Source organism: Mucilaginibacter terrigena, assembly GCF_004168255.1.
GTDB lineage: Bacteria > Bacteroidota > Bacteroidia > Sphingobacteriales > Sphingobacteriaceae > Mucilaginibacter > Mucilaginibacter terrigena.
In genome coordinates, this window is sequence record NZ_SEWG01000004.1 from 537,691 (window position 1) to 562,195 (window position 24,505).

The window sequence follows — 24,505 nt, forward strand, 5'->3', positions numbered from 1 at the left end:
AACTTAAGGGGGCAAATGCGCCAAAAGAAATATTTGCCATACCTTTGCCCCATGGCCGGTATCTACATCCACATCCCCTTTTGCAAGCAAGCCTGCCATTACTGCGATTTCCATTTCAGCACATCGGCTAAGTATAAGGACGAGATGGTGCAGGCGCTTTTAAAAGAGATCGTTCTGCAGAAAAGCTATCTTACTAACGAAACTATCGAAACCATTTATTTTGGCGGCGGTACCCCATCTGTACTTTCTGCTGACGAGATCATTAGCATCATCAACACCATCACCGAGATCCATACCGTTACAGCCGATGCAGAGATAACCCTTGAGGCCAACCCCGACGACCTGGACCGGCACAAGGTAAACGCCTATAGGCATACGCCTGTAAACCGTTTCAGTATAGGCATCCAGTCGTTTTTTGACGATGACTTGCAATGGATGAACCGTGTGCATCGCGCCGCCGAAGCCGAAGCATCCGTAAAACGCGCGCAGGACGCCGGGTTTGAAAACATCACTGCCGACCTGATATACGGTTACCCCCTGCTTACCGATACCAAATGGAAACATAACCTTAGTAAGATATTTGAGCTGGGTATCCCCCATATATCCGCCTACAGCATGACGGTAGAACCACAAACCGCGCTGGCAGCTTTCATAGGCAAAAAAAAGCAGCCCCCCATGAGCGAGCAGCAAAGCGCCGAGCAGTTTAACATGATGCTGGATGCCATGCAAGCCAATGGTTTTGAACAATACGAGATCTCGAATTTTTGCAAGCCGGGCCGCTACTCGCGCCATAACTCCAATTACTGGCGGGGTGTTAAATACCTGGGAATAGGCCCGTCGGCACATTCCTTTAACGGCGAAACCCGGCAATGGAATGTGGCTAATAACGCCAAATATATCGCTGCCCTAACTCAAAACACCATCCCTGCCGAGGTTGAGGTGCTTACCGAAAGCAATCGTCTTAACGAATATATTATGACATCCCTACGCACTGTTTGGGGGCTTGATATCAATAAACTGGATACCATAGCGCCCGGTGCATCAACCTTACTTTTAAAAGCTGCCCGCCCCTATTTTGATGATGGCAGCATTAGTCGAACCGGCAGCGTTTTAACCCTTACCCCGCATGGCAAGCTATATGCCGATAATATTGCGGCCGCGCTATTTTTTTAATAGCCAAAACACTTAGGTATAGCAATTAGTTGTTAGAAATATACCCCGCCATAAAAACCGCCGGAAAAGTTAAGGCGTATCTCTGTTTAAATAACATACACCTAAAAAAATGAAAAAATTAATTATCGCGGCCTTTGCCTTAGCAGCTATTGCAATTGCGCCCAACACTTACGCTCAAACTAAAATGGTAGGCGGCGCGGCCATGTATCCAACCAAAAACATTGTAGAAAACGCTGTAAACTCAAAAGACCACACCACCCTTGTTGCCGCTGTTAAAGCTGCCGGTTTGGTAGAAACTTTACAGTCGGCCGGGCCGTTCACCGTATTTGCGCCTACCAACGCTGCTTTTGACAAATTGCCAAAAGGCACTGTTGAAACCCTTTTAAAACCCGAGAACAAAGCAACCTTAACTAAAATTTTAACATACCACGTGGTAAGCGGCAAATGGAGCGCGGCCCAGTTAATGGCAAAAATTAAAGCCGGTAAAGGCACTGCCGAATTGAACACCGTTAGCGGTGGTATTTTGAAAGCCATGATGCAGGGCGGTAAAATTTACCTGGTTGACGAAAAGGGTGGCAAAAGCTGGGTAACCATTGCCGATGTTAACCAAAGCAACGGCGTAATACACGTTGTAAATACAGTGTTAATGCCTAATTAGTCATTTAGTAGTTGGTAGTTGGCAGTTGGCAAAAATACAATGAATGCAAACTGCACACTTTAAACTGCAAACTAAAATAAGCCCGGTTGCAAAAGCGCCGGGCTTGTTTTTTGTCAAAAAAACAGCATAGGCCGCTTTTTAGGCTGATGTTTATTTTAAGAAGCTTAATTTTGCCGGCACCTGCGGATGATTGGCAGGTACTTAATTTAGTAAGATATGAGCTTTATACTGCGCCCCATAGATACGGTTGAGAACATTAGTCCGGAGGATTTTAAAAAGAATTACCTTAACCCGCGCCGCCCGCTGGTTATAAAGGGCATGACCAAAAACTGGCCCGCCCGCGATAAATGGACACCCGAGTACTTAAAAGAAGTAGTAGGTAAAAAGGTAGTGCCCTTGTACGATAATTCCAAAGCCGACCCTGCAAAGCCCATCAACTCGTCGGCGGCAGAAATGCCTTTTGATGAGTATATCGACCTGATAAAATCGCAGCCAACCGAGCTGCGTATTTTTTTCTTTAATATTTTTAAACAGGCCCCACAGTTGCTTGATGATATCGTTTTCCCTAAAGATTTGATGGGCGGCTTTATCGAAAGCATGCCATCCATGTTCTTTGGTGGCTCCAACTCGGTTACCTTTTTACATTACGATATCGACCTGCCGCATATCTTCCATACCCACTTTGGCGGCCGCAAGCATGTTATTTTGTTCGAGAATAAGTGGAAACGCCGTTTATACTGCATCCCAAACGCTACCTACGCGCTGGAAGATTATGATGTAGCCAACCCCGATACCAAAAAATTCCCGGCGCTGGAAGGTGTGGAAGGCACCGAGGTTTTCCTGGAGCATGGCGATACCCTGTTTATGCCAACCGGCTACTGGCACTGGATGAAATATATCGATGGTTCCTACTCGCTAAGCCTGCGTGCCTGGGATGCATCTGTTACCCGCAAGGCTGCCAGCGTTTATAACCTTGCCGTAAAAGGAGGTTTAGATAGTCTACTAAAAATGGCTTTTAAAGAAAAGTACGCCAAATACCGCGAGCAACTGGCTATTAAATGGGCCGAGCAGGAATTGGCAGCGGGCAAACCGTATTAGTTTTATCCTCAACCCGTATTTTCCGCTTTTTGGTTAATGCGTTTTACCTGTTCGTCCAGTTCGTGGGCAGAGGTTAATAGGTGGTCCAGGAACTCAGCCTTCTCGGCATCAGTATTAGATGGGTCTTTAATCAGTTCGACCAGGGCCATAATGCGGGTAAGCGGCGAACGGATCATGTGCGATTGCATCCAGGCAATCTCCAGCAACTGATGGTTTCGCTGCTCAATGGCCTGCACCTGTAAAACGGTTTCGGTAATATCCAGGCAGGCGCCTATCATTTCTACAGGCATCCCCTGCGAATCTGTTTTTAGCTTGGCCCACGACCGCAGGTAGCGCAGGTCGCCGTTTGGGCGGATGATCCTTTCCTCAAAATTATTGTCTTCGCGGGTGTGCAGTACATTTTCTATGATGCCGCGTACGCGGGTACGGTCGTCGGGGTGCAGCAGTGCCTGGTAACCGGCAAAGGTGGCCTTAAAATCCTGCGGATCCAGGCCGTAAATATTGTACAGCGCCGGCGACCAGCTAACAATATCGTGCTGCACATCCCAGCGCCAGTTGCCAAAGTGGGCCAGTTCCTGGCTTTGCATCATCAGCAGGTTAGTTTCGCTGATGATCTCGGTTTTGCCGCGGTTTTCCATGATGATACGGAGCAGCGCAGTAGCCCTTTCCATCACCTGCAGTTCTTCTTCGGTGGGGGTTTTGCTTTCCTGGTAATACATCGCCAGTGTAGCCATCACTACGCCATCAGCATCTATCACCGGGTTTGCCCAGCATGCCTTCAATTGATAACTCAAGGCCAGGTCACGGAATTTGGTCCACTTAATATCGGTTGCAATGTCGTTTACAATAACCTGTTGTTTGGTTGCCGCGGCTGCCCCGCACGAGCCCTGGTGCTTGCCTATATCCACCCCCGCAAGTGCGCTCATGTAATCTGCAGGCAGCGAAGGCGCCACGCCGGTTACCAGCCTGCCGTTTTTTACCCGGTGAATAGAACATTGCATTTGGGGGAACAACGCTTCGAGGCCCTGCAAATAGCTGAGCAGCACATTCTGCAGGGTTACGGTAAGGTCTGAGTTTAGCTTTAGCACATCGCGTTCCAGGCGTTCAAGCGCTTTTAACCGTTCGGCAACGGTATTATCCAGCATAATGCCGCCTAAAAGGCATGCCCCTTTATCGCCGCACAGTACCGAAACATTATCTTTTATCCAGACGATCTGCCCGTCGGCACACATCATCCGGTACTCGAAGGTGCGGCTTTTAACAGCGCCGCTTTGCAGCGCGGCATACTCATCTACCACCTGCAGGTCATCGGGATGGATGCGCGTTTTCCAAAACCCCGGCCGGGCCATCCATTCTTTGGATGAAAAGCCTGTAATGTCCTGTACACGATCGCTAATGAAAGCAAAATGCTGCATCCCGGCATCTGCTTCCCATACTATCCCTTCAATAGATTGTAACAGGGTATATAGCTGCTCGGGGTTGTCTTTCATTGCCGTTTAGGATCACATAAATGTAATTACTAAAAGTAGGTTATTTTTATATAATTAAAAAACAATGAAACGGGCTATGCCTTCGCTTGTCTGCGACAGTAAGATTCTGAATTAACTAAAAATTCTTTGCCAATCTCTACAGCTCTCCTCAAAGGTTATTGATGTATTTGCCCCACTTGTGCTTGATAGATTGTAATAGATAACGTTAGGTTGTTTATTAAAAAACTTGTTAAATAAATTCACGGCTTTACCACCGTTAAGACCAACGACTTTAATCTTTGAATGATTCTTTAGAAATTCGTTAATGTCGTTAGGAATTTCACCTGTCATATTTGAATCTAAGCTACCTATTCTCATCGCACTATCAGCTACATCCCAAAGTCCAATTTTATATTCTTTTAACAAACCCCTTTTTTCGTCATAGGACTTAGGAATTTTAGAATTGGTGATTTGTGCAATGATTTTCCAAAATCGATTTCCCGAGTGTGCATAGTATTCGCCAACAGAAAGGGAATATTCCCCTGGCATCGATCCCAGAATTAAAATTTCTATGCTACCATCAACAAGCGGTTCAAGAGACTTTTTGTGTTGCTTAGATAATTCACTGTCTTTGGCTTTTAAAGCTATTTGTCTAATAGGGTTTGAATTTCCTGTAGAAAATGTGCGTTGTATACCTTCTCCTAAAATTTTTATTGCCCCTGAACTAATTAATTCTTCGAAGTCCTTAATAGTGTATCCTTTTTTTGAGCTAAAATCCGAGAAGTGAAAACCAATCTTACGGATTTTGTCTCTTATTGCTTTTTGTTTGTTTGATGTAGCAATAACCTTTTCATTGACTAATTTTTTGATTGCCTCAATTTCGGCCATCGTAAATGATGTTTTTCTATCCATTTTATATTCAATTAATCATAACGCTTCCTAATCCAGCAAGCCTTTACCGTTCAATATCTGCGGCATCCATTTTTCTATCCTCGCCTCGCGGGTTTTGGATTGCTTAGGTGCCGAGAAATGAAGCAGATAAGCCCTTTGCCGTCCCGGGGTTAAGGCCCCGAAAGCGGCTTTAAGCGCAGGGATGTGGTCTAACTTATACTTAAATTCCTGCGGCATGGCAAACTCGTCTGTCTTTTTCAGCTCTACCTTTAGCCCGGCTTTCTCCACTTCTATCGCCTCAAAAACATAACTTTTTAAAACAGGTTGCAATTCCGTTATCTCTTCCGTATTGGTAAACCTGATCTGCCTTGCCGATTGTACATTTTTTGTTTGTTGTACCAGGATGCCGTGCGGATCATTCAGCAAAGCGCCTTTAAAAAACAGCAATGCGCAGTACTCCTTAAAATCGTGGATCAGAACAATATTATTGCCCTGGTTAGTATAACAAGGGCAGCCCCACTTCAGCTCTTCGGTTAGTCCGCTATTGAGCAAAATGACCCTCAGCTTCGTTACCTCTTCCTGCCACTTTCTGGCTTTATCGAAATAGAAATCAACTTTTGGGTTTTTCATGTTTTATTTTTGATAGCTGCCCATTAAAAATTCAGACCTGCAACGCACCCCTAAAACCTCTTGCAGCATAGTATGAATCGGCACCGTTGTGATACACAAACACCGTATCGTATCTAAAATCGCCAAAAATAGCGCCGCCAAGTTTTCGGATCTCGTCGGGTGTTTTTAGCCAGCTGGATGTTTTGGCATCAAAACCACCAAGCGTTTGCAGGTGGCGGTATTGCTCCTCCGTTAACACCTCAATGCCCATGGCTACAGCCACGTCAATAACGGTATTTTGGGGTTTAAATTCCTTGCGTTTATCCAGCGCTTCGCGGTCGTAGCAAAGGCTTCGGCGGCCTTTGGGGCTCTCGGCCGAGCAATCATAAAAGGTGTATTCGCCGGTTTGTTCGTCATAGCTAACTACATCAGGTTCGCCGCCGGTTATTTCCATATTATTTAGCGACCATAATTTTGCCTGCTCAGCATCCAGGCGGGCCTGTACTTTAGCCCATTCCATACCTGCATGGCGGCCCATGTTATTTTCAAAACGTGCCTTTAACGTTTTTAGTAGCCCATCGCGCTCGGGCGCTGTTAATTCTTTGGCGTTGCTAATAATATTATTGGTTTACGGGTACTAACCTCCTGTTGGCCGGCCTGCAATACCACGACAAGATAATAAAAACAGTCTGGAAAAATGGCCCGGCCAATCCCTTCAGGCTATGGTCGCCGCTTAGCAGGTGCGATGCAAAGGCACCTGTCATCACAAAAAACAAGCCGGCATAAGCCCATTCCTTAACCAGCGGGAACCGTGGCACTACAATGGTTATGGCCCCAAGCACCTTCCAGGTACCAATAATGTACAGCAAGTATTCCGGGTACCCTAAGGGGACCACAAGGTCTATCATTTCCTTTGCATGCATAATTTGAGCCATGCCGCTTCCAAACATGCCTACCGCAACCAGGGTGGTTGCCAGCCAATAGATAATTAATTTTGTCTTAGTCATGTTATTTTAGTTTGCTTAAGATGTCTTGTAAACGATTGTGTGCCATGTTTATACCCTGTGCAAACGGCAGTTTCAGCATCTGGTCGCGCAGGGCGTTCGATTCGTATATCACGTGCATATTTATCCTGCTGGTATCGCCGTTGATCATTTCAAATTCCAGCACCTCCAGCTGCACACCAAAGGGGGCATTGGCCATTTCAAACGTGCGGGTTATTTTGCGGTTTGGGCTAAACTCGTGAATGGTGCCATCGGCCTTAAACACCACGTTACCTTTAGCGTCCGATGTTTCGTACTGCCAGCTGCCATGCTTTTTGCTTTCCAATTTAAGTACTTTGGTACCCATCCATTGCTCCACAATTTCCGGCTCGGCAAAGGCTTTAAAAAGCAGCTCTACCGGCAGGTCAAATTCGCGGGTTATCAGCAGGTCCTGCCTGCCTTCTTCGGCAATTATCTTTGTTTTCAGTTCCATAATTATTTGGCTTTATAATTTTTCATGATACTTTCTAAAGCGTTGAACCGGTCGTCCCACATTTTGCGGAACGGCTCAATAAATTCGGCTACGTCCTTCATTCCTTTGGCGTTAATATGGTAATAGATCTCCCTGCCGTTTTGCTCGGGTTTAAGCAATTCGCACTCGGTTAGTATTTGCAGGTGTTTAGATACGGTTGGCCGGGCAGTATCAAAGTTTGCGGCTATGGCACCTGCCGACATGGCCTGCGAAGCTACCAAAAGCATTATTGCCCTGCGGGTAGGGTCGGCTATGGCCTGGAATACATCTCTCCTTAAATTCATCGTGTAGCTATTTGACTACAAATATATATGTAGCTATTTAACTACGCAAATTTATTTTCAAATTTATTTTTCTGATTTTGATTACATTGCTGTACTTATAATGCACCTAAATCAATTATAGCAATTAACCACGATCAACATGAGCAGAGAAGTTAAAGTCCGGCCAAAAATAGATCCTATAGAATACGCCGAAAAAATCGACCATATTACCCGCTTCCTTGGCAAGGGTGATGAGGTAAAGCTGAGCGTAATGTTCAGGGGGAGGGAAATTACCCGCCCGGAGGTAGGCGAAGAACTGCTGCGCCGTTTCGCGGAAGACCTTAAAGATCATATAAAACCCGGCGCATCTACGGTGAGGGATGGCCGGTCGGTGCATATAGTATTTGCGCCGAAGGGTGGGTAATTACACCAGGATAAGCGCCCGCCCGCGACGGGTGCTTATCCTGGTATTGCGGCTACAGGCGCGATGCAATAGATATAGGATTAAGCGACCCTTTTAAACGTGCAAAAGTTGTTGTTACGGCTACTCGGCAACAAATTTTAACCCCACAATAGATATAATTAACGTACTCAGGAAAAAGAGCCGCCAAAAGCTGGCTGGATCCTTAAATATAAGTATGCCTACAATTACAGTACCTACTGCACCAATGCCCGTCCAAACGGCGTAAGCTGTTCCTATTGGCAAGGTCTGCGTTGCCTTTATCAGTAAAACCATGCTTAAGGTACAGGTAATTAAAAAGCCACCGTACCACAAATAAACATCATTACCTGTTGCAGATTTTGCTTTGCCCAGGCAACTCGAAAATGCTACTTCGCATAAGCCCGCCAGTATTAATATTATCCAATTCATATCTGTAAAAATTTGTTGTACAAAACTGCTAAGCTTTATCCACCTAAAATTTAACATATGATAAATAATAAACTATTTAACATCGGCCCGTATGCGGCTCAAACTCACTTGTGTAATGCCTAAATAAGAGGCTATATGGCATAATTGCACCCTTTGCAGCAAAGCGGGGTTAGTACTGATAAGGGTTTCGTACCGGTCGGCAGCGGCAATAAACTGCCTGGAAATAAATCTTTCTTCCGCTTTTACCAATTCGGTTTCGGCAAATTTACGCCCCCAGTTAGCAATAAATATATCTTCGTCGAAAAGTTTTTGTAACTGCCGGTTTTGTATGCGATACAAAATACTGTCTTCTAAAAGCTCAATGCTTTCATAACCGGGCTTGTTACTCACATAACTTTTCATAGAAATAACCGTGTCACCCTCTGTGCCAAACCAAAAAGTAACTTCATTATTATTTTGATACAAAAAAGCCCTTACTATACCCTTTTTTATAAAGTAAACACTCCGCCCTGTTTTACCCTCTTCGAATAAAATATGCCCCTTTGGATACTTAACTTCCTCAATTGTTTGTTTAAGCCGTAATGCCGATGCCGGTGGCAAAGCATATATCTGGTTTATAATTTCATCAATATTCACAATACCTTGTTATTTGCTTATTACACGCTCTTATGTGTTAGGTTAACTCGTATGGTCGCAAATCACCTTCCACTCCCCGTTTATCTTTCTAAACCATAGTGTAAAATATCCGCCGGGGGCATCCTTTGCGCGGGCGAGGCTCCAGGCACCCATTACAAAGGCATCGCGTTTGCCCAAAAGTTCTACTTTATCAATCCTAAAGGTAAGCTTACCCATAGCGGCTTTATCGGGATAGCCCTTTTTGTAATTATCAAACGTTTGCTGCCAGCCGTAAGTTGGGCCGCGCTTACCTATGAACATCAGCGAGTCTGATTTCCAGTACCCCTGCATAAAGCCGTCGATATCGCCATTGCTCCAGGCAATTTGCTGGTTATGCATTACTTTTAGGATAGCTTCCCTATCCTGGGCAAAACAAAAAAAAGATGTAAGAAGCAAAAGGCAGGAGATGAGGAACTTTTTCATAAGGATAAATATAACCGGGATTTAGCAGATTAGAAAGATTTAAGAGATTTGATTTGCGTTTCGTTCTGATGACTAAGGAAGAAAGCAACCTATTGTTAAACAATTGTTAACAAATGGTACGGGTTAATATTAAAAATTTAACACGGTTTACCGCAAATCATTTTTAGCTTTACGGCCACACTATCCGCTATATATGAAGAACAGGGTTTTATGCTTTGGGGAAGTTTTATGGGATGCCTTCGGCGACGAGAAAAAAGCCGGCGGCGCGCCAATGAATGTTGCGAGGCACCTGGTGCAGCAGCATGTTAATGTGGCTTTTGCCAGTCGTGTTGGCAGCGATGCATCGGGCGACGAACTGGTAGATTTTTTGAAAAAGAACGGCTTGTACTCTGACCTGATCCAGCGCGACAACACCCTGCCCACCTGCGAAGTTACCGTTGAGCTTGACGAAAAGAGCCAGGCCACATACGTTATCCCCGAACCTGTTTCGTGGGATAATATCCACCTGGATAACAACCTTAAAGACGCGGCAAAACGTTCATCATCTATTGTTTTTGGCAGCCTGGCCTGCCGCGATAAAACAACGCATGACACCCTGCTGAACCTGCTCGACGAAACCGACGCGATAAAAATATTTGACGTAAACCTGCGCCACCCGCATTATACCTTGGCTACCATCGAGACCCTTGCGGCCCGCGCCAACGTTATAAAAATGAACGAAGAAGAAGCCGACCTGTTAATAGGCGGCAGCAGCGGCGACCTTAAAGGCAAGATAACCGAGTTCCGTAATAAGTACCATACCAAAACCATTTGCGTAACCCGCGGCGAACACGGCGCGATCATCTGGCACGATTACGAGTTTTTTGAGCACCCGGGTTTTAGCGTTGATGTGGCCGATACCGTTGGCGCGGGCGATGCGTTCCTGGCAACTTTTATTGCAGGCATAATGGCCAACAACCCCATGCCCAAGCTGCTGTTAAACGCTTGTGCCATTGGCGCGTATGTAACCAGCCAGCGTGGCGCCAACCCGGTTTATAACCAGGATGAGATAAGCCGGATAAAAAAGAGCTAACCCCTGCGCCCTTTGCCCTATTGTCACGCTTAGTTAACAATTGCGTTTAAATGGCGCGGTTTCAAACTTTTAAATCAAATTATCCGTTACTTTATACTTAGAAAGGGTAAAATATGCGTGGTTTTGGATTTTCAGAGTTTAAACCAAACCAGATCCCGAAGGGCGGATTTGAAGAATTACTAAAGTTATTCCTGGAGTTACTAAACTATACCGCGGGCGATGCCGGGGAGGCTTTGGCCTGGCTTAACGAGTTGGATAAGCAATACAACATCACCAATGACGAATATGGCATGGGCGATTTTATTGACGAGCTTAAACAAAAAGGCTACCTGAGCGAGGATAACCAAAACGGAGGGTTTAATATTACAGCCAAAACAGAGCAAAGCATCCGTCAATCGGCATTAGAAGAGATCTTTGGAAAGCTAAAAAAATCGGGCAAGGGCAACCACCGTTCGCCGCAAAGCGGGCAGGGCGATGAGAAAAACGCCGAACGCCGCGAGTTTGAATTTGGCGACAGTTTGGACCAGATAGACATGACGCAATCTATCCAGAACGCGCAGGTTAACCACGGTATAGGCGGCGATTTTATGATGACCGAGCGCGACCTGGAGGTGGAGGAAATGGATTACAAAACCCTCACCAGCACCGTGCTGATGATAGATATATCGCACTCCATGATCCTTTACGGCGAAGACAGGATAACCCCCGCCAAAAAAGTTGCCATGGCCCTTGCCGAACTGATCCGCACCAAATACCCTAAGGATACTTTAGATATTGTGGTTTTTGGAAACGATGCCTGGCCCATAACCCTGCAGGACCTGCCTTATCTGCAGGTTGGCCCCTACCATACCAATACCTATGCAGGCTTAGAGCTGGCTACCGACATGCTTCGCCGCCGTAAAACGCATAACAAACAAATTTTTATGATAACCGATGGCAAGCCCACCTGTTTAAAGGAAGGAACCAAGTATTATAAAAACAGCATAGGGCTGGATAGGAAAGTGGTAAACAAAACACTGAACATGGCCGCGCAATGCAAGAGGCTTAAAATACCTATCACCACCTTTATGATAGCTAAAGACCCCTACCTGCAGCAGTTTGTACGCAAGTTTACCGAAACCAACGGCGGCAAGGCCTTTTACAGTTCGCTTAACAATTTAGGCGAATACATTTTTGAAGACTACGCCAGGAACAGAAGGAAGAATGTGAAGTAGGCCCCCCGGGCCCCCTGAAGGGGGAGCAAAAAAAGAAATTTTCATATCATCGGTGAAATCAAAATCAATCGGTGAAATCTTAATAATAACATGGATATAAAAAATATAAAAACCCTTGGCGAGCTTAAGAAAACAGGCTATAAAAGCCGGTCGGTTAAGGATGAGCTGAGGGCTAACCTTATCGCGCAGCTGCAAAAAAAAGAAGGTGGTTTTGAAGGCATCATTGGTTTTGAAGATACCGTTATCCCCGATCTGCAAACCGCTATCCTATCGCGACATAACATATTGTTGCTTGGCTTACGCGGACAGGCAAAAACACGTATTGCCCGCCTGCTGGTAAACCTGCTTGACGAGTACATCCCGTATATTGAAGGCTCGGAATTATTCGACGACCCGTTGGCACCCATATCGTGGTATGGCCACGATACGGTAGAAAGCAAAGGTGATGATACCCCCATCGGCTGGATCCACCGCAGCGAACGCTATACCGAAAAATTGGCTACGCCGGATGTTACCGTTGCCGACCTGATAGGTGATGTTGACCCGATAAAGGCCGCCACGATGAAACTGACTTACTCCGACGAACGCGTTATCCACTTTGGGTTGATACCACGCGCGCACAGAGGCATATTCGTGATAAACGAACTGCCCGACCTGCAGGCGCGTATCCAGGTATCACTGTTCAATATTTTACAGGAGCGCGATATCCAGATCCGTGGTTTTAAACTGCGCCTGCCTTTGGATATCCAGTTTGTGTTTACCGCCAACCCGGAGGATTATACCAACCGTGGTTCCATCGTAACACCTTTAAAAGACCGTATAGAAAGCCAGATACTAACCCACTACCCGCGTACAGTAGAGATCTCCCGTAAAATAACCCAGCAGGAAGCCCTGCTTACGCCGGAACAGCGCGCCAATATCGAAGCCGATGGTTTGGTAAAAGATATGGTGGAGCAGATAGCTTTTGAGGCCCGTAACTCCGAGTATATCGATAAAAAATCGGGTGTATCCGCGCGGTTAACAATCTCATCGTACGAGAACCTCATCAGTAATGCCGAACGCCGCATGATTATCAATGGCGAGGTAACTACATTTGTGCGTATCTCCGATTTCCTTGGTGTTATCCCGGCTATCACCGGTAAGATCGAATTGGTTTACGAAGGCGAGTTGGAAGGCCCCGGCAAGGTTGCCAATATCCTTATCGGCAAAGCCATAAAAACATTATTGCTGCAGTTTTTCCCCGATCCCGAAAAGTCAAAAAAATCCAAGCAGCCAAACCCATATGCCGAGATCATCAACTGGTTTGGTGATGGCAACACCTTGTCGCTGGTGGATGACCTGTCGTTAGTGGATTATAAAAAGGCGCTTAATGCCGTACCGGGATTAAAGGATGTGGTCAAAAAGTTCCATCCTAAGCTGAGCGAGAACCAAACACTACTGTTAATGGAGTTTATCCTGCATGGTTTGGCCGAGTTTTCGCAGTTAAGTAAGGGGTTCCTTGATAATGGTTTCGCTTTTTCGGATATGTTTAACAGCTTGTTTAACTTAGAGCCCGATGACGACGACCTTGATCTTGACGACCGTTACTAATTATTCACCATTTTAAGCATAATGCAGGGACCGCTTTTAACCATATTATTTGTAATTGTACTATTAGTCTTCGATTTTTATATCCTGAAAGGCTTTAGGGCAGCATTCAAAAAATGGCGGTTCCCGGTGTGGTTTGTAGTTTTATATTGGTTAAGCGCTGTATTTTTTATTACCATTTTGTTGGTTGGCATATATTCGCCTTTAAACGCCGGTAAAAGGGCGGGGTTACTTTTTGGATATACACTGGTATTTATATTTAAATTCAGTTTCCTCTTCTTCGTTTTTATTGACGACATACGCCGAGGCGTTATTTATTTGTTCAGGAAAAATAAGAAGCCTGCTACAGATACCCCTTTAACCGAAAATAATCCCGATGCTATCCCACGTTCGGAGTTTTTGATGAAGGCGGGGCTGCTGTCGGGTTTTGTGCCGCTGGTAGCTATAAAACTCAGCATGAGCAAAGGCTGCTACGATTATCATGTGCGTTACGTCGATCTTTACCTGCCTAACTTGCCCAAAGCTTTCGATGGCATGAAGGTAGGGCAGATCTCTGATATCCATTCGGGTGGCTTTTATAACAAAACCGCGGTTAAAGGAGGTGTAGATATGCTGCAGCGCGAAAAGCCCGATGTAACATTTTTTACCGGCGACCTGGTAAACGGCGCTGCCTGGGAAATGAGGGACTACCAGGACCTGTTCGCGAAGGTAAAGGCACCGCTTGGTGTTTACTCTATTTTAGGCAATCACGATTATGGCGATTATGGCACTTGGCCATCGCTTGCAGCCAAACAAAAAAACAATGCCGATATTATTGCCACCCATAAAAATATGGGCTGGGATATTCTGATAGACGAGAACCGCCGCCTAAAGGTGGGTAACGAGGAAATTGGCATTTTAGGCATTGGCAACTGGGGCGAAATGAGCCGTTTCCCTAAATACGGCAAAATGGAAGAGGCTGTAAAAAATACAGCTGACCTGCCGGTTAAGCTGCTCCTGTCGCACGATCCATCGCACTGGCGGGCCGAAGTGATACCCAAATACCCACAGATAGACGCGGTATTTGCAGGGCACACCCACGGCCTGCAGTTTGGCATCCGCACCAAAGAATTCCAATGGAGCCCTATAGAATACGTATACTCTGAGTGGGCCGGCCTGTACCGCGAAAAGCACCAGCAAATTTATGTAAACGTTGGTTACGGCTTTGCAGGCATCAGGGGCAGAGTTGGCATACTACCCGAGATAACCATATTTACCTTAAAGGCCGGCGAAGACCCCGGGTTAAAGGTATAGTAAAATTTATGCAGTCGCCCGGCTCCAGCCGGACGACAATTATTACGCGGTGTCCCGCCGCAACATAACATCTATGGCGGCCGGAGGCCTTACAATAGCGGTCACCCGGCTGGAGCCGGGCGACTGCGGTGAAAATAATTATTTATTTTTTATCGCTATTCCTGTATTTTAGCAACACCGATGAAAAAAGCCTTCCAAAGCGCATTTGATTTTCTGCTTTTCAGTAACATCTTCATGTCGTTATGTGCGGTGGCGCAGGCACTGGTTACTTTTCGCCTGATAGATTCCAAGCCCGTTTATACGGTAGTAGGCCTGTTGTTTAGTTCAACACTGGGCATTTATAATTTCAGCATCCTGTTAAGTAAACCCAAACATCCCCAGCAATCGCCATATAAGCGTGTGCGCTGGTTCTTTTCTCACTACAGGCTTATGGTCACCTTTACCATGATCTCCCTGCTATCGCTAATCCCATTGTTCTTTTTATTATCGATGGAGTCGCGCATCCTGCTGATATTTTTGTCCATATTATCTTTTTGCTACAGCCTGCCCCTGTTTACAGTTGGCGACCAAAAGTTTGGCCTGCGTAATATTCCCGGCCTAAAAACTTTCCTGATAACCCTGGTATGGACCATGAGTTGTGTGTTGCTGCCTGTGCTGGAAGCACAAGACCTCCACATGGCGGATATCTCTACACGCGATATCACTATCCTGATAGCCAAGCGGTTTTTAATAATAGCCGCGCTTACCATTCCCTTTGATATCCGCGACCTGTTCAGCGACCGCCAGGCGGGCTTAAAAACTATCCCCGTAGCCTGGGGCGAAAAAAACGCATATTTGTTTTGTCAGTTCCTGCTTGCGGGGTACATCGTATTACTTTTCATGTTCAGGAATAATGGTTTTAGCCTTGATTTTTGGGCTTTAACCATAACCGCCATTTTAATGGGCTGGCTTATATTTAAATCCAAATGGGAGAAGGATGAATATTATTACTTTTTTTATTTAGATGGCGTATTGATACTGCAGTACGTTTTTATGCTGGGCTTCAGTTTGTTTTTTGGCGATAGCTATGCCGGGTAATTACGATAATTCGGCCCGTTTTTACGATACCCTTTCGCGGTTGGTTTTTGGCAGGGCGCTGGTTGATGCGCAGGTTTACCTGTTACCTCATATCCCCAAAAACTCAAATATTATTATTGCTGGCGGCGGTACCGGTTGGGTGCTGGAAGAAATAACCAAATTGCATCCGGCGGGGTTAAGTATTACGTACGTAGAGTTATCAGCCAATATGATGGCCATCTCCAGGAAAAGAAACACCGGCCAAAATAAAATAACCTGGATAAACAAGGGGATAGAGCAATTGGGCCTGTCGCCCGATTTTGATATGGTGATAACCCCTTTCCTGTTCGATAACTTTACCGAAGCTACCTTGCCCGTAATATTCACGCACATACACCAGGCATTAAAACCCGGCGGCCATTGGCTTTATACCGATTTTCAACTTACCGGTAAATGGTGGCAGTACGCTATGCTGAAAAGCATGCTGCTATTTTTTAAAATACTTTGCGGGGTACAATCATGGCGCCTGCCCAATGTAGCCGGGCAATTCAATAATTATGGGTATGAGGTTGTTGATGAGAAAAGTTTTTTTGGAGAATTTGTGGTGAGTAAAGTTTACAAAAAGCCGGTTCAATAGTGTTTATTAACCTTTTACTTTTTGTTATATTTGAGTATGGAAAGATTAACAATACAAATTCCTGAAAAAAAATCCAAATTGATAAAATCTTTGCTCAAAGAGTTAGGCGCAACCATTGAACCTGATATTTTAAAGCTTACAAAAGAATTTGATAGTAGGGGTAAAACAGATGAGATACCGACTATGGATGAGATTGTAGCAGAAATTAGGGCTTATAGGGCAGGCAAATAGAATGACAATTGTTTTAGATTGTAACATTTGGCTTTCGCTTGCAATTAGCCGGCAAACAAATTTTTTATACCAGCTTCAGAAAAGTGGCATAAATGTAGCAACATGCCAGGATTTGTTTGAAGAGTTATCCAATGTGCTGTCACGATCAAAGTTTAAGAAATATTTTAGTGATGTTGATATCAAAAACTTGCTTGACATATATAACTTAATAACAAACACTTACCATATTTCCAAAATAGAACGGGTAGTATCCGACAAAAAAGACAACTATCTTTTTGCCTTAAGCAAAATGGCAAAGGCAGATTATTTTATCACCGGCGATAAATTATTGCTACAGGTTAATAAATACGAACTTACCTTGATGGTTACTTTATCTGATTTTAAAAAGATCGTCGCTGCAAACTTCTAATAAACAAACTTATACCCTATCCCCCTTACGGTTTGCAGGTAGGTTGGCGAATCGGGGTTGTTCTCAATCTTTTTGCGCAGGCGTACAATGTGCATGTCCAACGTGCGGGTGTTTACATCGGCGTTGTAGCCCCAAACCTCCATCATCAGCTCTTCGCGGTTTATCACCTTGTTTTTATTTTTAAGGAAGTATAGTAATATACGGTTCTCAAGAATAGTAAGTTCGGTTTTGCGGCCATCACGTATCAACAGGTGGGTGTTGGGCAGGTGCTCCATATTGCCAAACTTATGCGATTCGGTCTTCTCGTTGTTCAGCGAAAATTTGATCTTGCTATCTATCATCGCCACCAGCACATCCATATTAAACGGCTTGGTAATATAGTCGCTTACGCCGAAGTTATAGGCACCTATCTTATCAATATCCTGGGCTTTAGCGGTCGTCATGATCACCAGTTTATCAAATCCTTTTTCGCGCAGGCTGGCACACACTTCGCTGCCTTGCTTGCCGGGCAGCATCCAGTCAAGCAGTACAATATCCGGCTGTTCTTCCAGTATCATGGCTTCTGCTTCTTCGCCGTTGCCGCTTTCCAAAACTTTGTAACCTTCGCTTTGCAGCCGCTCGGAAACTAAAAACCTAAGGTTCTCGTCGTCCTCAACCAATGCTATTTTAATTTCTTTGTTCATCGCTTATCAATATGTTTTGCACCTACGGAGCAAATGAATTGTATTTTTGTTTTATCTACAAATCGGTTGCTCCTGCGGAGCATCCATTTCTGTCTTTATTAAACCCCTAAAGGCAACGTAACTGTAAACGTCGAACCTTCATTTATCTTGCTGGTCACGCTTATTTCGCCGTCCATAAAGTTAACCAGTTCTTTACAAAAAGCAAGGCCAAGGCCCACGCTCCCGTTTTGGTTATATTGGTTCTCTATCCGGTAAAATTTTTTAAACACATCGCCATGCTCGTACCGGGCCATGCCTATTCCTTTATCCGTAAATGAAATTACAATATTGCGCTTTTCGGGCTTTATATTTATAAATAATTCTTTTTTGCCGGGGTGCGAATATTTATACGCGTTCTCCATCAGGTTTTGGAACACGCTGCCTAACAGTACGGGGTCGCTATAAAACCCGCTTACATTTTCGATATTATAGGTAAGGTTAAAATCAGGATATTTTATTTTAAAGGTATCAATATACCCCTTAACAAATTGCTGCAGGTTTATTTCCTCGCGTTTAACCGTTATCGATTTATTTTCCAGTTGCGTAAACGATAGCAGCTTGTTCATCAGCTCGTTTAGCTTATCTGCCTCCTCGTCCAGTATTTTACCGTAATGCCTTCGCTGCCGTTCGCTTAATTCCGCATCCCCCTTCAGGTTCGAGCCGGCTATTTTTATAACACTTACCGGTGTTTTAAACTCGTGGGTAAAGTTGTTTATAAAATCGTACTGCAGCTTAAACACTTTTAAGTTGATATTAAGGTTACGGTATATCAGCCAGCCAATAAGCACCAGGAAGAAATATATAAGCAGCACAATAGCGCCGATGGGCAAAAAGCGGCGGTCTATTTCGTGGTCGAGGTGTTCGTTAGTGGAGATAAAGTAGAGCTTGAAATTAGAGAAAGCACCGGTCAATGCCGCCTCGGTTACCTTACGGCCGCCGTCTAAATCAAGCGGATCGTACACCACGGGTTGTATGGTAACTTGCTGGTATAACTCGGGATGCGTGTTTTTTACTTTAAGCTGGTGGGCATCAAGCAAAAAGGTCATCATATTTTGTTTATAAAATGCCTTAACGTTGCCATTCTTCAGTAACGACTGGTAGATCCTGATATCTTCCCTGCGGGGGATGTTAAGATAACTTATCTTATCGGGGGTAACATTATAAAATGTGCGGAAGATCTCGTCCTGTGTGGGCAGCCTTGAAGTATCTGCAACGCTTATAAAATTGCTCAGCTTTAGGGCCATCTGCTTAAAGTCGTCGGTATTTGACCATGCCATATCTTTAGCGCCCTTTACGTTGCCATGCTTAGGTTTATACTGGTAAACAGCCTTTACCGATATCCCCTGGTTATGGGTAATAGTTGCCTTTGATGCCGGGTTACTGATCTGCAGATCGTAAAACAAAACCCTGCGTACAAAGGGGTAACTTTTAAAAACCGTAGCCGAATAATTTGCCGCCGATGCCGAATCCAGGAAACCCTGGTAGGAGGTTATCTCGGGTATTTTAAGCTGGAAGAAATCGTTATACGGCTTAACAGTTTGGTCGAGCACTTCAATCTTCTTTGATGCAAACTCGTTCTCGACGTACTTAGCCGTTAAGTTGTAAGATATGATCACGGCAATAACAAGGCTTACCGTTATCAGTACCAGGAAAGCGGTTATCAGCGAAAAATTTTTGCGGTATATACTTTTCTGCGCTTTCATAACAGGTTAGGGTTTAACCTGCATATTGGCACTCAGGAACGAGTCTATCTCGGCATACATTTCCATCCGGTTGTGGTCGCTTTTAAAATAGGCGCGCTCGTTCTCTTTAAGGCGGTAAGTTACCGGTACGTTACGCTTTTTAAGTTCGCGCACAAACTGGTTAAGCTCGCTGATATTGGCGCGGGGGTCCTTAGCGCCCTGGAAGATCAGCAGCGGGCTTTTTATTTTATCGGTATGGAAAACCGGGGATATAGCCCTTAGCTGGTCGGCTTCTGTTTCGGGGTTGCCAACCATTTCGTAGTTCATTTTAAGGTATGGCTTAAAAAAAGGCGGGGCATCTTTTAAGTAAGTAAAAAAGTTGATGAGCCCGTATTTAACAATGGCGCAGTTATACATTTCGGGGTGAAATGAAACCCCGTACAAAGCCGAAAAACCACCAAAACTACCCCCAAAAATGGCTATCTTTTTTGGGTTGGCTATTTTATTAGCGATAAGCCATTTTACCCCATCGGTAATATCCTGCTGTATTTTGCCGCCCACTTGCTTAAATCCCGCCGTACGAAATGCTTTACCATACCCCGCCGAGCCGCGGAAGTTGACCTGGAACACCGCGTAGCCACGGTTAGCCAAAAATTGCACTTCGGCATCGTAATCCCACGAATCACGGCCCCAGATCCCGTCGTGCGGCATAACAACCACCGGCAGGTTTCTTTTTTCCTTCCCTTTGGGGATGGTTAAGTAACCGTTTATCAGCATGCCATCGCTGGCTTTAAAAGATACCGGCTGCATATCGCAAAGCTCCGCGGGTTGTATATCGGGGTTTATATCGGCAAGCTTTTTTAGCTTATTGCTGCTGCGCTCATACAGGTAGTACGAGCCGGGGTTTTTATCGGTCGAACTTACGATCACAAACTTATTCTCGGCGCTGTCGCGGTCTACAATATCTATCTGGGTGCCTTTTATTTTAGCTGCGAGGGTGCTGTACACCTTTTCCATATCAGCATCTAAAAAATGTTTTTGGGGCTTGGCTTCTTCCCAGGTAACCAGTTCTAAACGGCGTTTCACCTTTGAGTAGTTTACATCCAGTATATCGGCCTTATCGCTTGCGTAAACCACCTTTTGCTGCTTACCTGTTTCGGCGCTTATTTCTATCAGCGCGGTTTTATCGCGGTTAACGTTTGATAACGCGTAGAAATTATTGCTAACCCCGGTAAAGGCAATAGGCTCTACCCTGTCGTTAAAATTATTTTTGATAATGGGCCTAAACTGCCTTTTATCGTTAGTGCGGTAAAGGATGGTTTCGTTCACCCCGTCAGATACTTTTACCAGCCGGATGCTGCCATCCGCGTCGGGGTACCATTTGGTAATATTGCCGGGGTTTATCAGGTAAGGCTTAAGCTCGCCCGTTTTTACGTTAAGGCGAAACACGTCAAAATTAACCGGGTCGCGCTTGTTCATGGCAACCGTTATAATATCTGGTTGCTGGCGGTTGCGGTTTAGTATGCGTATGCGGGCCTTCTCCAGGTTAAGCAGGCTCTTAACTTTTAATGTGGCAACATCAAGCGTGTAGATCTTAAATTCATCCACAGCGATGATATCCTGCGTAAATACTATCTGGTTGTTAAATGTCCAGGTATAATCGCGTACCGAGTAATCGGTAAAGCCGGTGGCCATTTGCTCGGCACCCGTTACCAGCGATTGGATGTATATATTTTGTTTATCTTTATAAGGCTTTAAATACGAGATATATTTACCGTCGGGCGAGATCTTGAAATAGCTGCGCTCGGGTGTCTTAAAAAACGCGCTAACGGGTATTTGCCTCACCTCGTTTTGTTTACAGGCACAGATAAGTATTATAAAAACAATAATAAAAAATGATCTTAAACGACCCTGCATTTGGCTAATCCTAATTGTAAGAGAGGTCAAATTAGTTAATTTAGTTAATTTTATACATATGTCACTACAATTTTACCCGCTTGTAACGTTACATATAATATACCCCTGCCGGGCTAAAATATAAAAAAAGAATGAAGCGACTGTATGTATTTGTGCTGCTGGTATTTATTTGTGTCACAAGCGTTTTAGCGCAAACAAACGACCTGCTGCTGGCCCGGCAATACGCCGCCAACGGCGAACAGCAAAAGGCGCTTGATATATACCAAAAGTTGTTTAAACAGGATGGGGAGCTTTATTTTCAGCAGTACTTTACTACGCTGATGGGCTTTAAAAAATTTGACGATGCCGAAAGCGTCGCCAAAAAAATGCTGCGCAAAAACCCCGGTAATAACGAGTACATTATAGCGCTTGGTTCGGTTTATACACAGCAGGGCAACACTGCCAAGGCCGATGACCTGTACAACGACCTGATCAAAAATATGCCTGCCGACCAGAACGCCATATCGGTAATAGCATCCCAATTTTACCAGAACGCCAATGCCGACTACGCCATTAAGATTTTTTTGCAGGGCCGTAAGCTGATACATAATGATGCCGCTTTTGCTTTTGAGCTGATAACCCTTTACCGTTACAAGCGCGATAAGGTTGCCCTTACCGAAGAATACCTGAACTTTTTACCTGCCAACCCGGTATTTATAAGCCAGGCCGAAAGCACCCTGGCAACCGTATACGAGGGCCCCGAAGATTATGATATGCTTAAGGTTGCCCTGCTTAAACGCATCCAAAAAGACCCGCAGCAAATAGTTTACACCAACCTGCTTACCTGGCAGTTTATGCAGCAAAAGGATTTTGACATGGCCCTTAACCAGGCACTGGCATTAAGCCGCCGCTTAAATGACGATGGCACAAACGTATTTGAGCTTTGCCGCACCCTGGTGATGAACGAGGCTTACGATGTTGCTATTCGGGGTTACGAGTATATTATCAGTAAGGGCGATAAGGATAACCAAAATTACATATCGGCTAAAATCGAACTCATCAATACCAAAAACCTAAAGGTAACATCGGGCCAGTACGTACAGGCCGACCTGCTTGGCCTGGAGAAAGATTATAACGACCTGCTGAACGAGATAGGCCGCAACCGGGGCACCGTGTTTGCCATGCAAAAGCTGGCCAACCTGCAGGCTTTTAAATTGCATAAGTTAAAAGACGCGCAAACCCTGCTGGAAAGCGCCATTGCCATACAGGGCGTAAGGCCCGCGCTGCTTGCCGCCTGCAAGCTGGACCTGGGGGATATATACCTGCTTAACAACCAGCCATGGGATGCTACCCTGGTTTACAGCCAGGTAGAAAAAGATAACCCAAACACCGCTATTGCACAAGACGCCCTTTTGCGCAATGCTAAAATGGCTTACTACACCGCCGACTTTAACTGGGCACGCCGCCAGCTGGATATATTAAAGGCCGCCACCACGCAACTGATAGCCAACGATGCGCTTAACCTGTCGCTATTGATAACGGATAACCTTAACGCCGATAGCAGCGGCAACGCCTTAAAGATCTACTCGCGGGCCGATCTGCTGATATTTGCCGGGCAGCCCGAAAAAGCCATGCTTACCCTGGATAGCATCGATAAAAAATACCCCGGCAACGCGCTGGAGGCTGATATACTGATGGCCAAGGCACGTATTATGATACAGCAAAAAAATTACCCAAACGCTGTTGTATTGCTAAAGAACATTGCCGAAAAGCATAGTTATGACCTTTGGGCCGATGATGCTGTTTTTATGCTGGGCGATATCTACGAAACCAAACTAAACGATGCCAATCTGGCCAAAACCTATTATCAGAAAATTATAACCGATTACCCCGCCAGCCTCTGGATAAACGATGCCCGCAAACGGTTCAGGCTGTTAAGGGGTGATAAGAATGATGCTTCCTGACAACCGGTGCAATCCAAAACCGACAATCGGTGTAAATCAACTCACATTCTGTGTAATCAAAATTGTAGCTTTGCGATATGATCATATATAACGACACCGTAATTTTAGAGGATACCGTTGAGCAGGAATGGCTGGAATGGATGAAGGGTTATTATATCCCGGCGGTTATGGCTACCGGGTACTTCAGTTCGTACCAGATGCTTACCATTATCGATTCGCCTAACGATGGCATCACTTACTGCGTACAGTTCAATGCAGATACCATTGAGCAGTTTCAGCAGTATTATACAAAACACCTGTTTAAATTCCAGGAGGAGCACCAGCAGCAATTTAACGAGCGCTTTGTGTTATTCAACACCTTAATGAAAACTGTCGACTAAATGAACATTACCGAGACCATTATACCCGGTGTGCTGCTGTTGGAGCCAAAAGTTTTTGCCGACGACAGGGGCTACTTTTTTGAAAGCTACAGCAAAAAAGCTTTTGATGAAGCGGGTATAGATGCCAGCTTCGTGCAGGACAACGAATCCTTATCGCAGAAAAACACCATCCGCGGTCTGCACGCCCAGGCACCGCCACAAGCACAGGGCAAACTGGTAAGGGTTTTGCAAGGCGCTGTTTTAGATGTGGCTGTTGATGCGCGCAAAGGCTCGCCAACTTATGGCAGGCACGTGGCCTACGAGTTATCGGCACAAAATAAACTGCAGCTTTGGATCCCTCCCGGTTGCGTGCATGGTTTTTTAACCTTGATGGACAACACCATATTTGTTTACAAAGTTAGCGGCGGCCTTTACAGCAAAGCATCGGAGATTGGCCTGGCCTGGAACGACCCCCAACTGGCCATAGGCTGGGGCATTGCCGAAAAGGACGCCCTGCTATCCGCCAAAGACCAGGCGCAGCCCGCTTTTAAAGATTTTAACAGTCCGTTTAGTTTTTAAATACCCCCGCCTGTACTATCGCAGCCTCAAATTTATTTTCAGCCATTAGTAACAATAACGTGACTAAAGCGCTCTAAACGCATATTTAACACTTTTTAACAAGTCCACCCTTTCTATTACTAAGATTTTAGTTATATCTTGGCTGTTCATAAATCCTAA

Annotated in this window: 28 protein-coding genes; 15 read left to right on the plus strand and 13 right to left on the minus strand. The window is 45.1% G+C overall.

Going from position 1 to position 24,505, the window contains the following annotated elements; all coding sequences use genetic code 11:
* The first annotated feature begins 51 nt into the window (after positions 1-51).
* From hemW to EWM62_RS12590, 3 genes are all read left to right on the plus strand, one after another.
* On the plus strand, positions 52-1,173 hold the full coding sequence (gene hemW, locus EWM62_RS12580; protein ID WP_129877058.1) for a radical SAM family heme chaperone HemW: 1,122 nt from the start codon (positions 52-54) through the stop codon (positions 1,171-1,173).
* Positions 1,174-1,282: 109 nt separating this feature from the next.
* Positions 1,283-1,831 carry a fasciclin domain-containing protein gene (locus EWM62_RS12585; protein ID WP_129877006.1) on the plus strand — a complete coding sequence of 183 codons (549 nt, stop codon included), beginning with the start codon at positions 1,283-1,285 and terminating at the stop codon, positions 1,829-1,831.
* 216 nt (positions 1,832-2,047) lie between these two features.
* A complete protein-coding gene (locus tag EWM62_RS12590; protein WP_129877007.1) occupies positions 2,048-2,929 on the plus strand; it encodes a cupin-like domain-containing protein in 882 nt (293 codons plus the stop codon).
* Positions 2,930-2,937: 8 nt separating this feature from the next.
* On the opposite strand, the gene EWM62_RS12595 is transcribed toward EWM62_RS12590, so the two are convergent.
* The 7 genes from EWM62_RS12595 to EWM62_RS12625 form a co-directional block, all read right to left on the minus strand.
* Positions 2,938-4,419, minus strand: coding sequence for a PAS domain-containing protein (locus EWM62_RS12595; RefSeq protein ID WP_129877008.1), 1,482 nt, complete (start codon positions 4,417-4,419; stop codon positions 2,938-2,940).
* Positions 4,420-4,530: 111 nt separating this feature from the next.
* The gene (locus EWM62_RS12600) at positions 4,531-5,310 is read right to left on the minus strand and encodes a DNA-deoxyinosine glycosylase (RefSeq protein WP_129877009.1); all 780 of its coding nucleotides are present in this window, start codon (positions 5,308-5,310) and stop codon (positions 4,531-4,533) included.
* A 27-nt stretch (positions 5,311-5,337) separates the two neighbouring features.
* Positions 5,338-5,919 carry a YdeI/OmpD-associated family protein gene (locus EWM62_RS12605; protein ID WP_129877010.1) on the minus strand — a complete coding sequence of 194 codons (582 nt, stop codon included), beginning with the start codon at positions 5,917-5,919 and terminating at the stop codon, positions 5,338-5,340.
* A gap of 31 nt (positions 5,920-5,950) precedes the next feature.
* Entirely contained in the window at positions 5,951-6,517 is a 567-nt protein-coding gene (locus EWM62_RS12610) for a DUF4256 domain-containing protein (RefSeq protein WP_129877011.1), read from the minus strand.
* Between the two features lies 1 nt (position 6,518).
* Positions 6,519-6,905 (minus strand): DoxX family protein, encoded by a 387-nt coding sequence (locus EWM62_RS12615; RefSeq protein ID WP_129877012.1) that lies wholly within the window; start codon positions 6,903-6,905, stop codon positions 6,519-6,521.
* 1 nt (position 6,906) lies between these two features.
* Positions 6,907-7,374 (minus strand): SRPBCC family protein, encoded by a 468-nt coding sequence (locus EWM62_RS12620; RefSeq protein WP_129877013.1) that lies wholly within the window; start codon positions 7,372-7,374, stop codon positions 6,907-6,909.
* Positions 7,375-7,376: 2 nt separating this feature from the next.
* Entirely contained in the window at positions 7,377-7,697 is a 321-nt protein-coding gene (locus tag EWM62_RS12625) for an ArsR/SmtB family transcription factor (RefSeq protein ID WP_129877014.1), read from the minus strand.
* A 139-nt stretch (positions 7,698-7,836) separates the two neighbouring features.
* On the opposite strand from EWM62_RS12625, the gene infC reads away from it, so the two are divergent.
* Positions 7,837-8,100: a translation initiation factor IF-3 gene (gene infC, locus EWM62_RS12630; protein ID WP_129877015.1), complete on the plus strand. Its 264-nt coding sequence runs from the start codon at positions 7,837-7,839 to the stop codon at positions 8,098-8,100.
* 120 nt (positions 8,101-8,220) lie between these two features.
* Here the strand turns inward: infC and EWM62_RS12635 are convergent, their stop codons facing one another.
* The 3 genes from EWM62_RS12635 to EWM62_RS12645 form a co-directional block, all read right to left on the minus strand.
* Complete coding sequence (locus EWM62_RS12635) at positions 8,221-8,547, minus strand: DMT family transporter (protein WP_129877016.1); 327 nt, start codon at positions 8,545-8,547, stop codon at positions 8,221-8,223.
* A 72-nt stretch (positions 8,548-8,619) separates the two neighbouring features.
* Positions 8,620-9,183: a Crp/Fnr family transcriptional regulator gene (locus EWM62_RS12640; RefSeq protein WP_129877017.1), complete on the minus strand. Its 564-nt coding sequence runs from the start codon at positions 9,181-9,183 to the stop codon at positions 8,620-8,622.
* A gap of 42 nt (positions 9,184-9,225) precedes the next feature.
* Positions 9,226-9,645: a YybH family protein gene (locus EWM62_RS12645; RefSeq protein ID WP_129877018.1), complete on the minus strand. Its 420-nt coding sequence runs from the start codon at positions 9,643-9,645 to the stop codon at positions 9,226-9,228.
* A gap of 193 nt (positions 9,646-9,838) precedes the next feature.
* Between EWM62_RS12645 and EWM62_RS12650 the strand changes: the two genes are divergently transcribed.
* From EWM62_RS12650 to EWM62_RS19685, 8 genes are all read left to right on the plus strand, one after another.
* Positions 9,839-10,717 carry a carbohydrate kinase family protein gene (locus EWM62_RS12650; RefSeq protein WP_129877019.1) on the plus strand — a complete coding sequence of 293 codons (879 nt, stop codon included), beginning with the start codon at positions 9,839-9,841 and terminating at the stop codon, positions 10,715-10,717.
* 113 nt (positions 10,718-10,830) lie between these two features.
* Complete coding sequence (locus tag EWM62_RS12655) at positions 10,831-11,931, plus strand: vWA domain-containing protein (protein WP_129877020.1); 1,101 nt, start codon at positions 10,831-10,833, stop codon at positions 11,929-11,931.
* A gap of 90 nt (positions 11,932-12,021) precedes the next feature.
* Positions 12,022-13,521: a sigma 54-interacting transcriptional regulator gene (locus tag EWM62_RS12660; RefSeq protein ID WP_129877021.1), complete on the plus strand. Its 1,500-nt coding sequence runs from the start codon at positions 12,022-12,024 to the stop codon at positions 13,519-13,521.
* A gap of 21 nt (positions 13,522-13,542) precedes the next feature.
* Positions 13,543-14,811 (plus strand): metallophosphoesterase, encoded by a 1,269-nt coding sequence (locus EWM62_RS12665; protein ID WP_129877022.1) that lies wholly within the window; start codon positions 13,543-13,545, stop codon positions 14,809-14,811.
* A 180-nt stretch (positions 14,812-14,991) separates the two neighbouring features.
* Positions 14,992-15,888, plus strand: coding sequence for a UbiA family prenyltransferase (locus tag EWM62_RS12670; RefSeq protein WP_238989336.1), 897 nt, complete (start codon positions 14,992-14,994; stop codon positions 15,886-15,888).
* Complete coding sequence (locus EWM62_RS12675; RefSeq protein ID WP_129877023.1) at positions 15,878-16,504, plus strand: class I SAM-dependent methyltransferase; 627 nt, start codon at positions 15,878-15,880, stop codon at positions 16,502-16,504. The genes EWM62_RS12670 and EWM62_RS12675 overlap by 11 nt, the downstream gene beginning before the upstream one ends.
* Before the next feature lie 36 nt (positions 16,505-16,540).
* Positions 16,541-16,735, plus strand: a complete 195-nt coding sequence (locus EWM62_RS12680) for a hypothetical protein (protein ID WP_129877024.1) — start codon at positions 16,541-16,543, stop codon at positions 16,733-16,735.
* Between the two features lies 1 nt (position 16,736).
* Positions 16,737-17,144, plus strand: coding sequence for a putative toxin-antitoxin system toxin component, PIN family (locus tag EWM62_RS19685; protein WP_129877025.1), 408 nt, complete (start codon positions 16,737-16,739; stop codon positions 17,142-17,144).
* Here EWM62_RS19685 and EWM62_RS12690 read toward each other — a convergent pair.
* The 3 genes from EWM62_RS12690 to EWM62_RS12700 all read right to left on the minus strand — a co-directional run bounded on the left by EWM62_RS12690 (position 17,141) and on the right by EWM62_RS12700 (position 21,465).
* Positions 17,141-17,827: a response regulator transcription factor gene (locus EWM62_RS12690; protein ID WP_129877026.1), complete on the minus strand. Its 687-nt coding sequence runs from the start codon at positions 17,825-17,827 to the stop codon at positions 17,141-17,143. The genes EWM62_RS19685 and EWM62_RS12690 overlap by 4 nt on opposite strands.
* Positions 17,828-17,925: 98 nt before the next feature.
* Positions 17,926-19,569, minus strand: coding sequence for a sensor histidine kinase (locus tag EWM62_RS12695; RefSeq protein ID WP_129877027.1), 1,644 nt, complete (start codon positions 19,567-19,569; stop codon positions 17,926-17,928).
* Positions 19,570-19,575: 6 nt separating this feature from the next.
* On the minus strand, positions 19,576-21,465 hold the full coding sequence (locus tag EWM62_RS12700; RefSeq protein WP_129877028.1) for an alpha/beta hydrolase family protein: 1,890 nt from the start codon (positions 21,463-21,465) through the stop codon (positions 19,576-19,578).
* Positions 21,466-21,596: 131 nt separating this feature from the next.
* Here EWM62_RS12700 and EWM62_RS12705 point away from each other — a divergent pair, with 131 nt between their 5' ends.
* The 3 genes from EWM62_RS12705 to rfbC all read left to right on the plus strand — a co-directional run bounded on the left by EWM62_RS12705 (position 21,597) and on the right by rfbC (position 24,346).
* On the plus strand, positions 21,597-23,408 hold the full coding sequence (locus EWM62_RS12705; protein ID WP_129877029.1) for a tetratricopeptide repeat protein: 1,812 nt from the start codon (positions 21,597-21,599) through the stop codon (positions 23,406-23,408).
* A 77-nt stretch (positions 23,409-23,485) separates the two neighbouring features.
* Positions 23,486-23,788 (plus strand): DUF4286 family protein, encoded by a 303-nt coding sequence (locus EWM62_RS12710; protein ID WP_129877030.1) that lies wholly within the window; start codon positions 23,486-23,488, stop codon positions 23,786-23,788.
* The gene (rfbC, locus tag EWM62_RS12715) at positions 23,789-24,346 is read left to right on the plus strand and encodes a dTDP-4-dehydrorhamnose 3,5-epimerase (protein ID WP_129877031.1); all 558 of its coding nucleotides are present in this window, start codon (positions 23,789-23,791) and stop codon (positions 24,344-24,346) included.
* Positions 24,347-24,505 lie beyond the last annotated feature (159 nt).

Bases quoted from the DNA above. Each gene is read 5' to 3' on its own strand.
- EWM62_RS12705 (WP_129877029.1), top strand. From the start codon at position 21,597: ATGAAGCGACTGTATGTATTTGTGCTGCTGGTATTTATTTGTGTCACA.
- EWM62_RS12660 (WP_129877021.1), top strand. From the start codon at position 12,022: ATGGATATAAAAAATATAAAAACCCTTGGCGAGCTTAAGAAAACAGGC.
- EWM62_RS12695 (WP_129877027.1), bottom strand. From the start codon at position 19,569: ATGAAAGCGCAGAAAAGTATATACCGCAAAAATTTTTCGCTGATAACC.
- EWM62_RS12605 (WP_129877010.1), bottom strand. From the start codon at position 5,919: ATGAAAAACCCAAAAGTTGATTTCTATTTCGATAAAGCCAGAAAGTGG.
- EWM62_RS12635 (WP_129877016.1), bottom strand. From the start codon at position 8,547: ATGAATTGGATAATATTAATACTGGCGGGCTTATGCGAAGTAGCATTT.
- EWM62_RS12700 (WP_129877028.1), bottom strand. From the start codon at position 21,465: ATGCAGGGTCGTTTAAGATCATTTTTTATTATTGTTTTTATAATACTT.
- EWM62_RS12650 (WP_129877019.1), top strand. From the start codon at position 9,839: ATGAAGAACAGGGTTTTATGCTTTGGGGAAGTTTTATGGGATGCCTTC.
- EWM62_RS12590 (WP_129877007.1), top strand. From the start codon at position 2,048: ATGAGCTTTATACTGCGCCCCATAGATACGGTTGAGAACATTAGTCCG.
- hemW (WP_129877058.1), top strand. From the start codon at position 52: ATGGCCGGTATCTACATCCACATCCCCTTTTGCAAGCAAGCCTGCCAT.
- EWM62_RS12670 (WP_238989336.1), top strand. From the start codon at position 14,992: ATGAAAAAAGCCTTCCAAAGCGCATTTGATTTTCTGCTTTTCAGTAAC.
- EWM62_RS12675 (WP_129877023.1), top strand. From the start codon at position 15,878: ATGCCGGGTAATTACGATAATTCGGCCCGTTTTTACGATACCCTTTCG.
- EWM62_RS12595 (WP_129877008.1), bottom strand. From the start codon at position 4,419: ATGAAAGACAACCCCGAGCAGCTATATACCCTGTTACAATCTATTGAA.
- EWM62_RS12655 (WP_129877020.1), top strand. From the start codon at position 10,831: ATGCGTGGTTTTGGATTTTCAGAGTTTAAACCAAACCAGATCCCGAAG.
- infC (WP_129877015.1), top strand. From the start codon at position 7,837: ATGAGCAGAGAAGTTAAAGTCCGGCCAAAAATAGATCCTATAGAATAC.
- EWM62_RS12625 (WP_129877014.1), bottom strand. From the start codon at position 7,697: ATGAATTTAAGGAGAGATGTATTCCAGGCCATAGCCGACCCTACCCGC.
- EWM62_RS12710 (WP_129877030.1), top strand. From the start codon at position 23,486: ATGATCATATATAACGACACCGTAATTTTAGAGGATACCGTTGAGCAG.
- EWM62_RS12680 (WP_129877024.1), top strand. From the start codon at position 16,541: ATGGAAAGATTAACAATACAAATTCCTGAAAAAAAATCCAAATTGATA.
- EWM62_RS12585 (WP_129877006.1), top strand. From the start codon at position 1,283: ATGAAAAAATTAATTATCGCGGCCTTTGCCTTAGCAGCTATTGCAATT.
- EWM62_RS12615 (WP_129877012.1), bottom strand. From the start codon at position 6,905: ATGACTAAGACAAAATTAATTATCTATTGGCTGGCAACCACCCTGGTT.
- EWM62_RS12620 (WP_129877013.1), bottom strand. From the start codon at position 7,374: ATGGAACTGAAAACAAAGATAATTGCCGAAGAAGGCAGGCAGGACCTG.
- EWM62_RS19685 (WP_129877025.1), top strand. From the start codon at position 16,737: ATGACAATTGTTTTAGATTGTAACATTTGGCTTTCGCTTGCAATTAGC.
- EWM62_RS12645 (WP_129877018.1), bottom strand. From the start codon at position 9,645: ATGAAAAAGTTCCTCATCTCCTGCCTTTTGCTTCTTACATCTTTTTTT.
- rfbC (WP_129877031.1), top strand. From the start codon at position 23,789: ATGAACATTACCGAGACCATTATACCCGGTGTGCTGCTGTTGGAGCCA.
- EWM62_RS12690 (WP_129877026.1), bottom strand. From the start codon at position 17,827: ATGAACAAAGAAATTAAAATAGCATTGGTTGAGGACGACGAGAACCTT.
- EWM62_RS12665 (WP_129877022.1), top strand. From the start codon at position 13,543: ATGCAGGGACCGCTTTTAACCATATTATTTGTAATTGTACTATTAGTC.
- EWM62_RS12600 (WP_129877009.1), bottom strand. From the start codon at position 5,310: ATGGATAGAAAAACATCATTTACGATGGCCGAAATTGAGGCAATCAAA.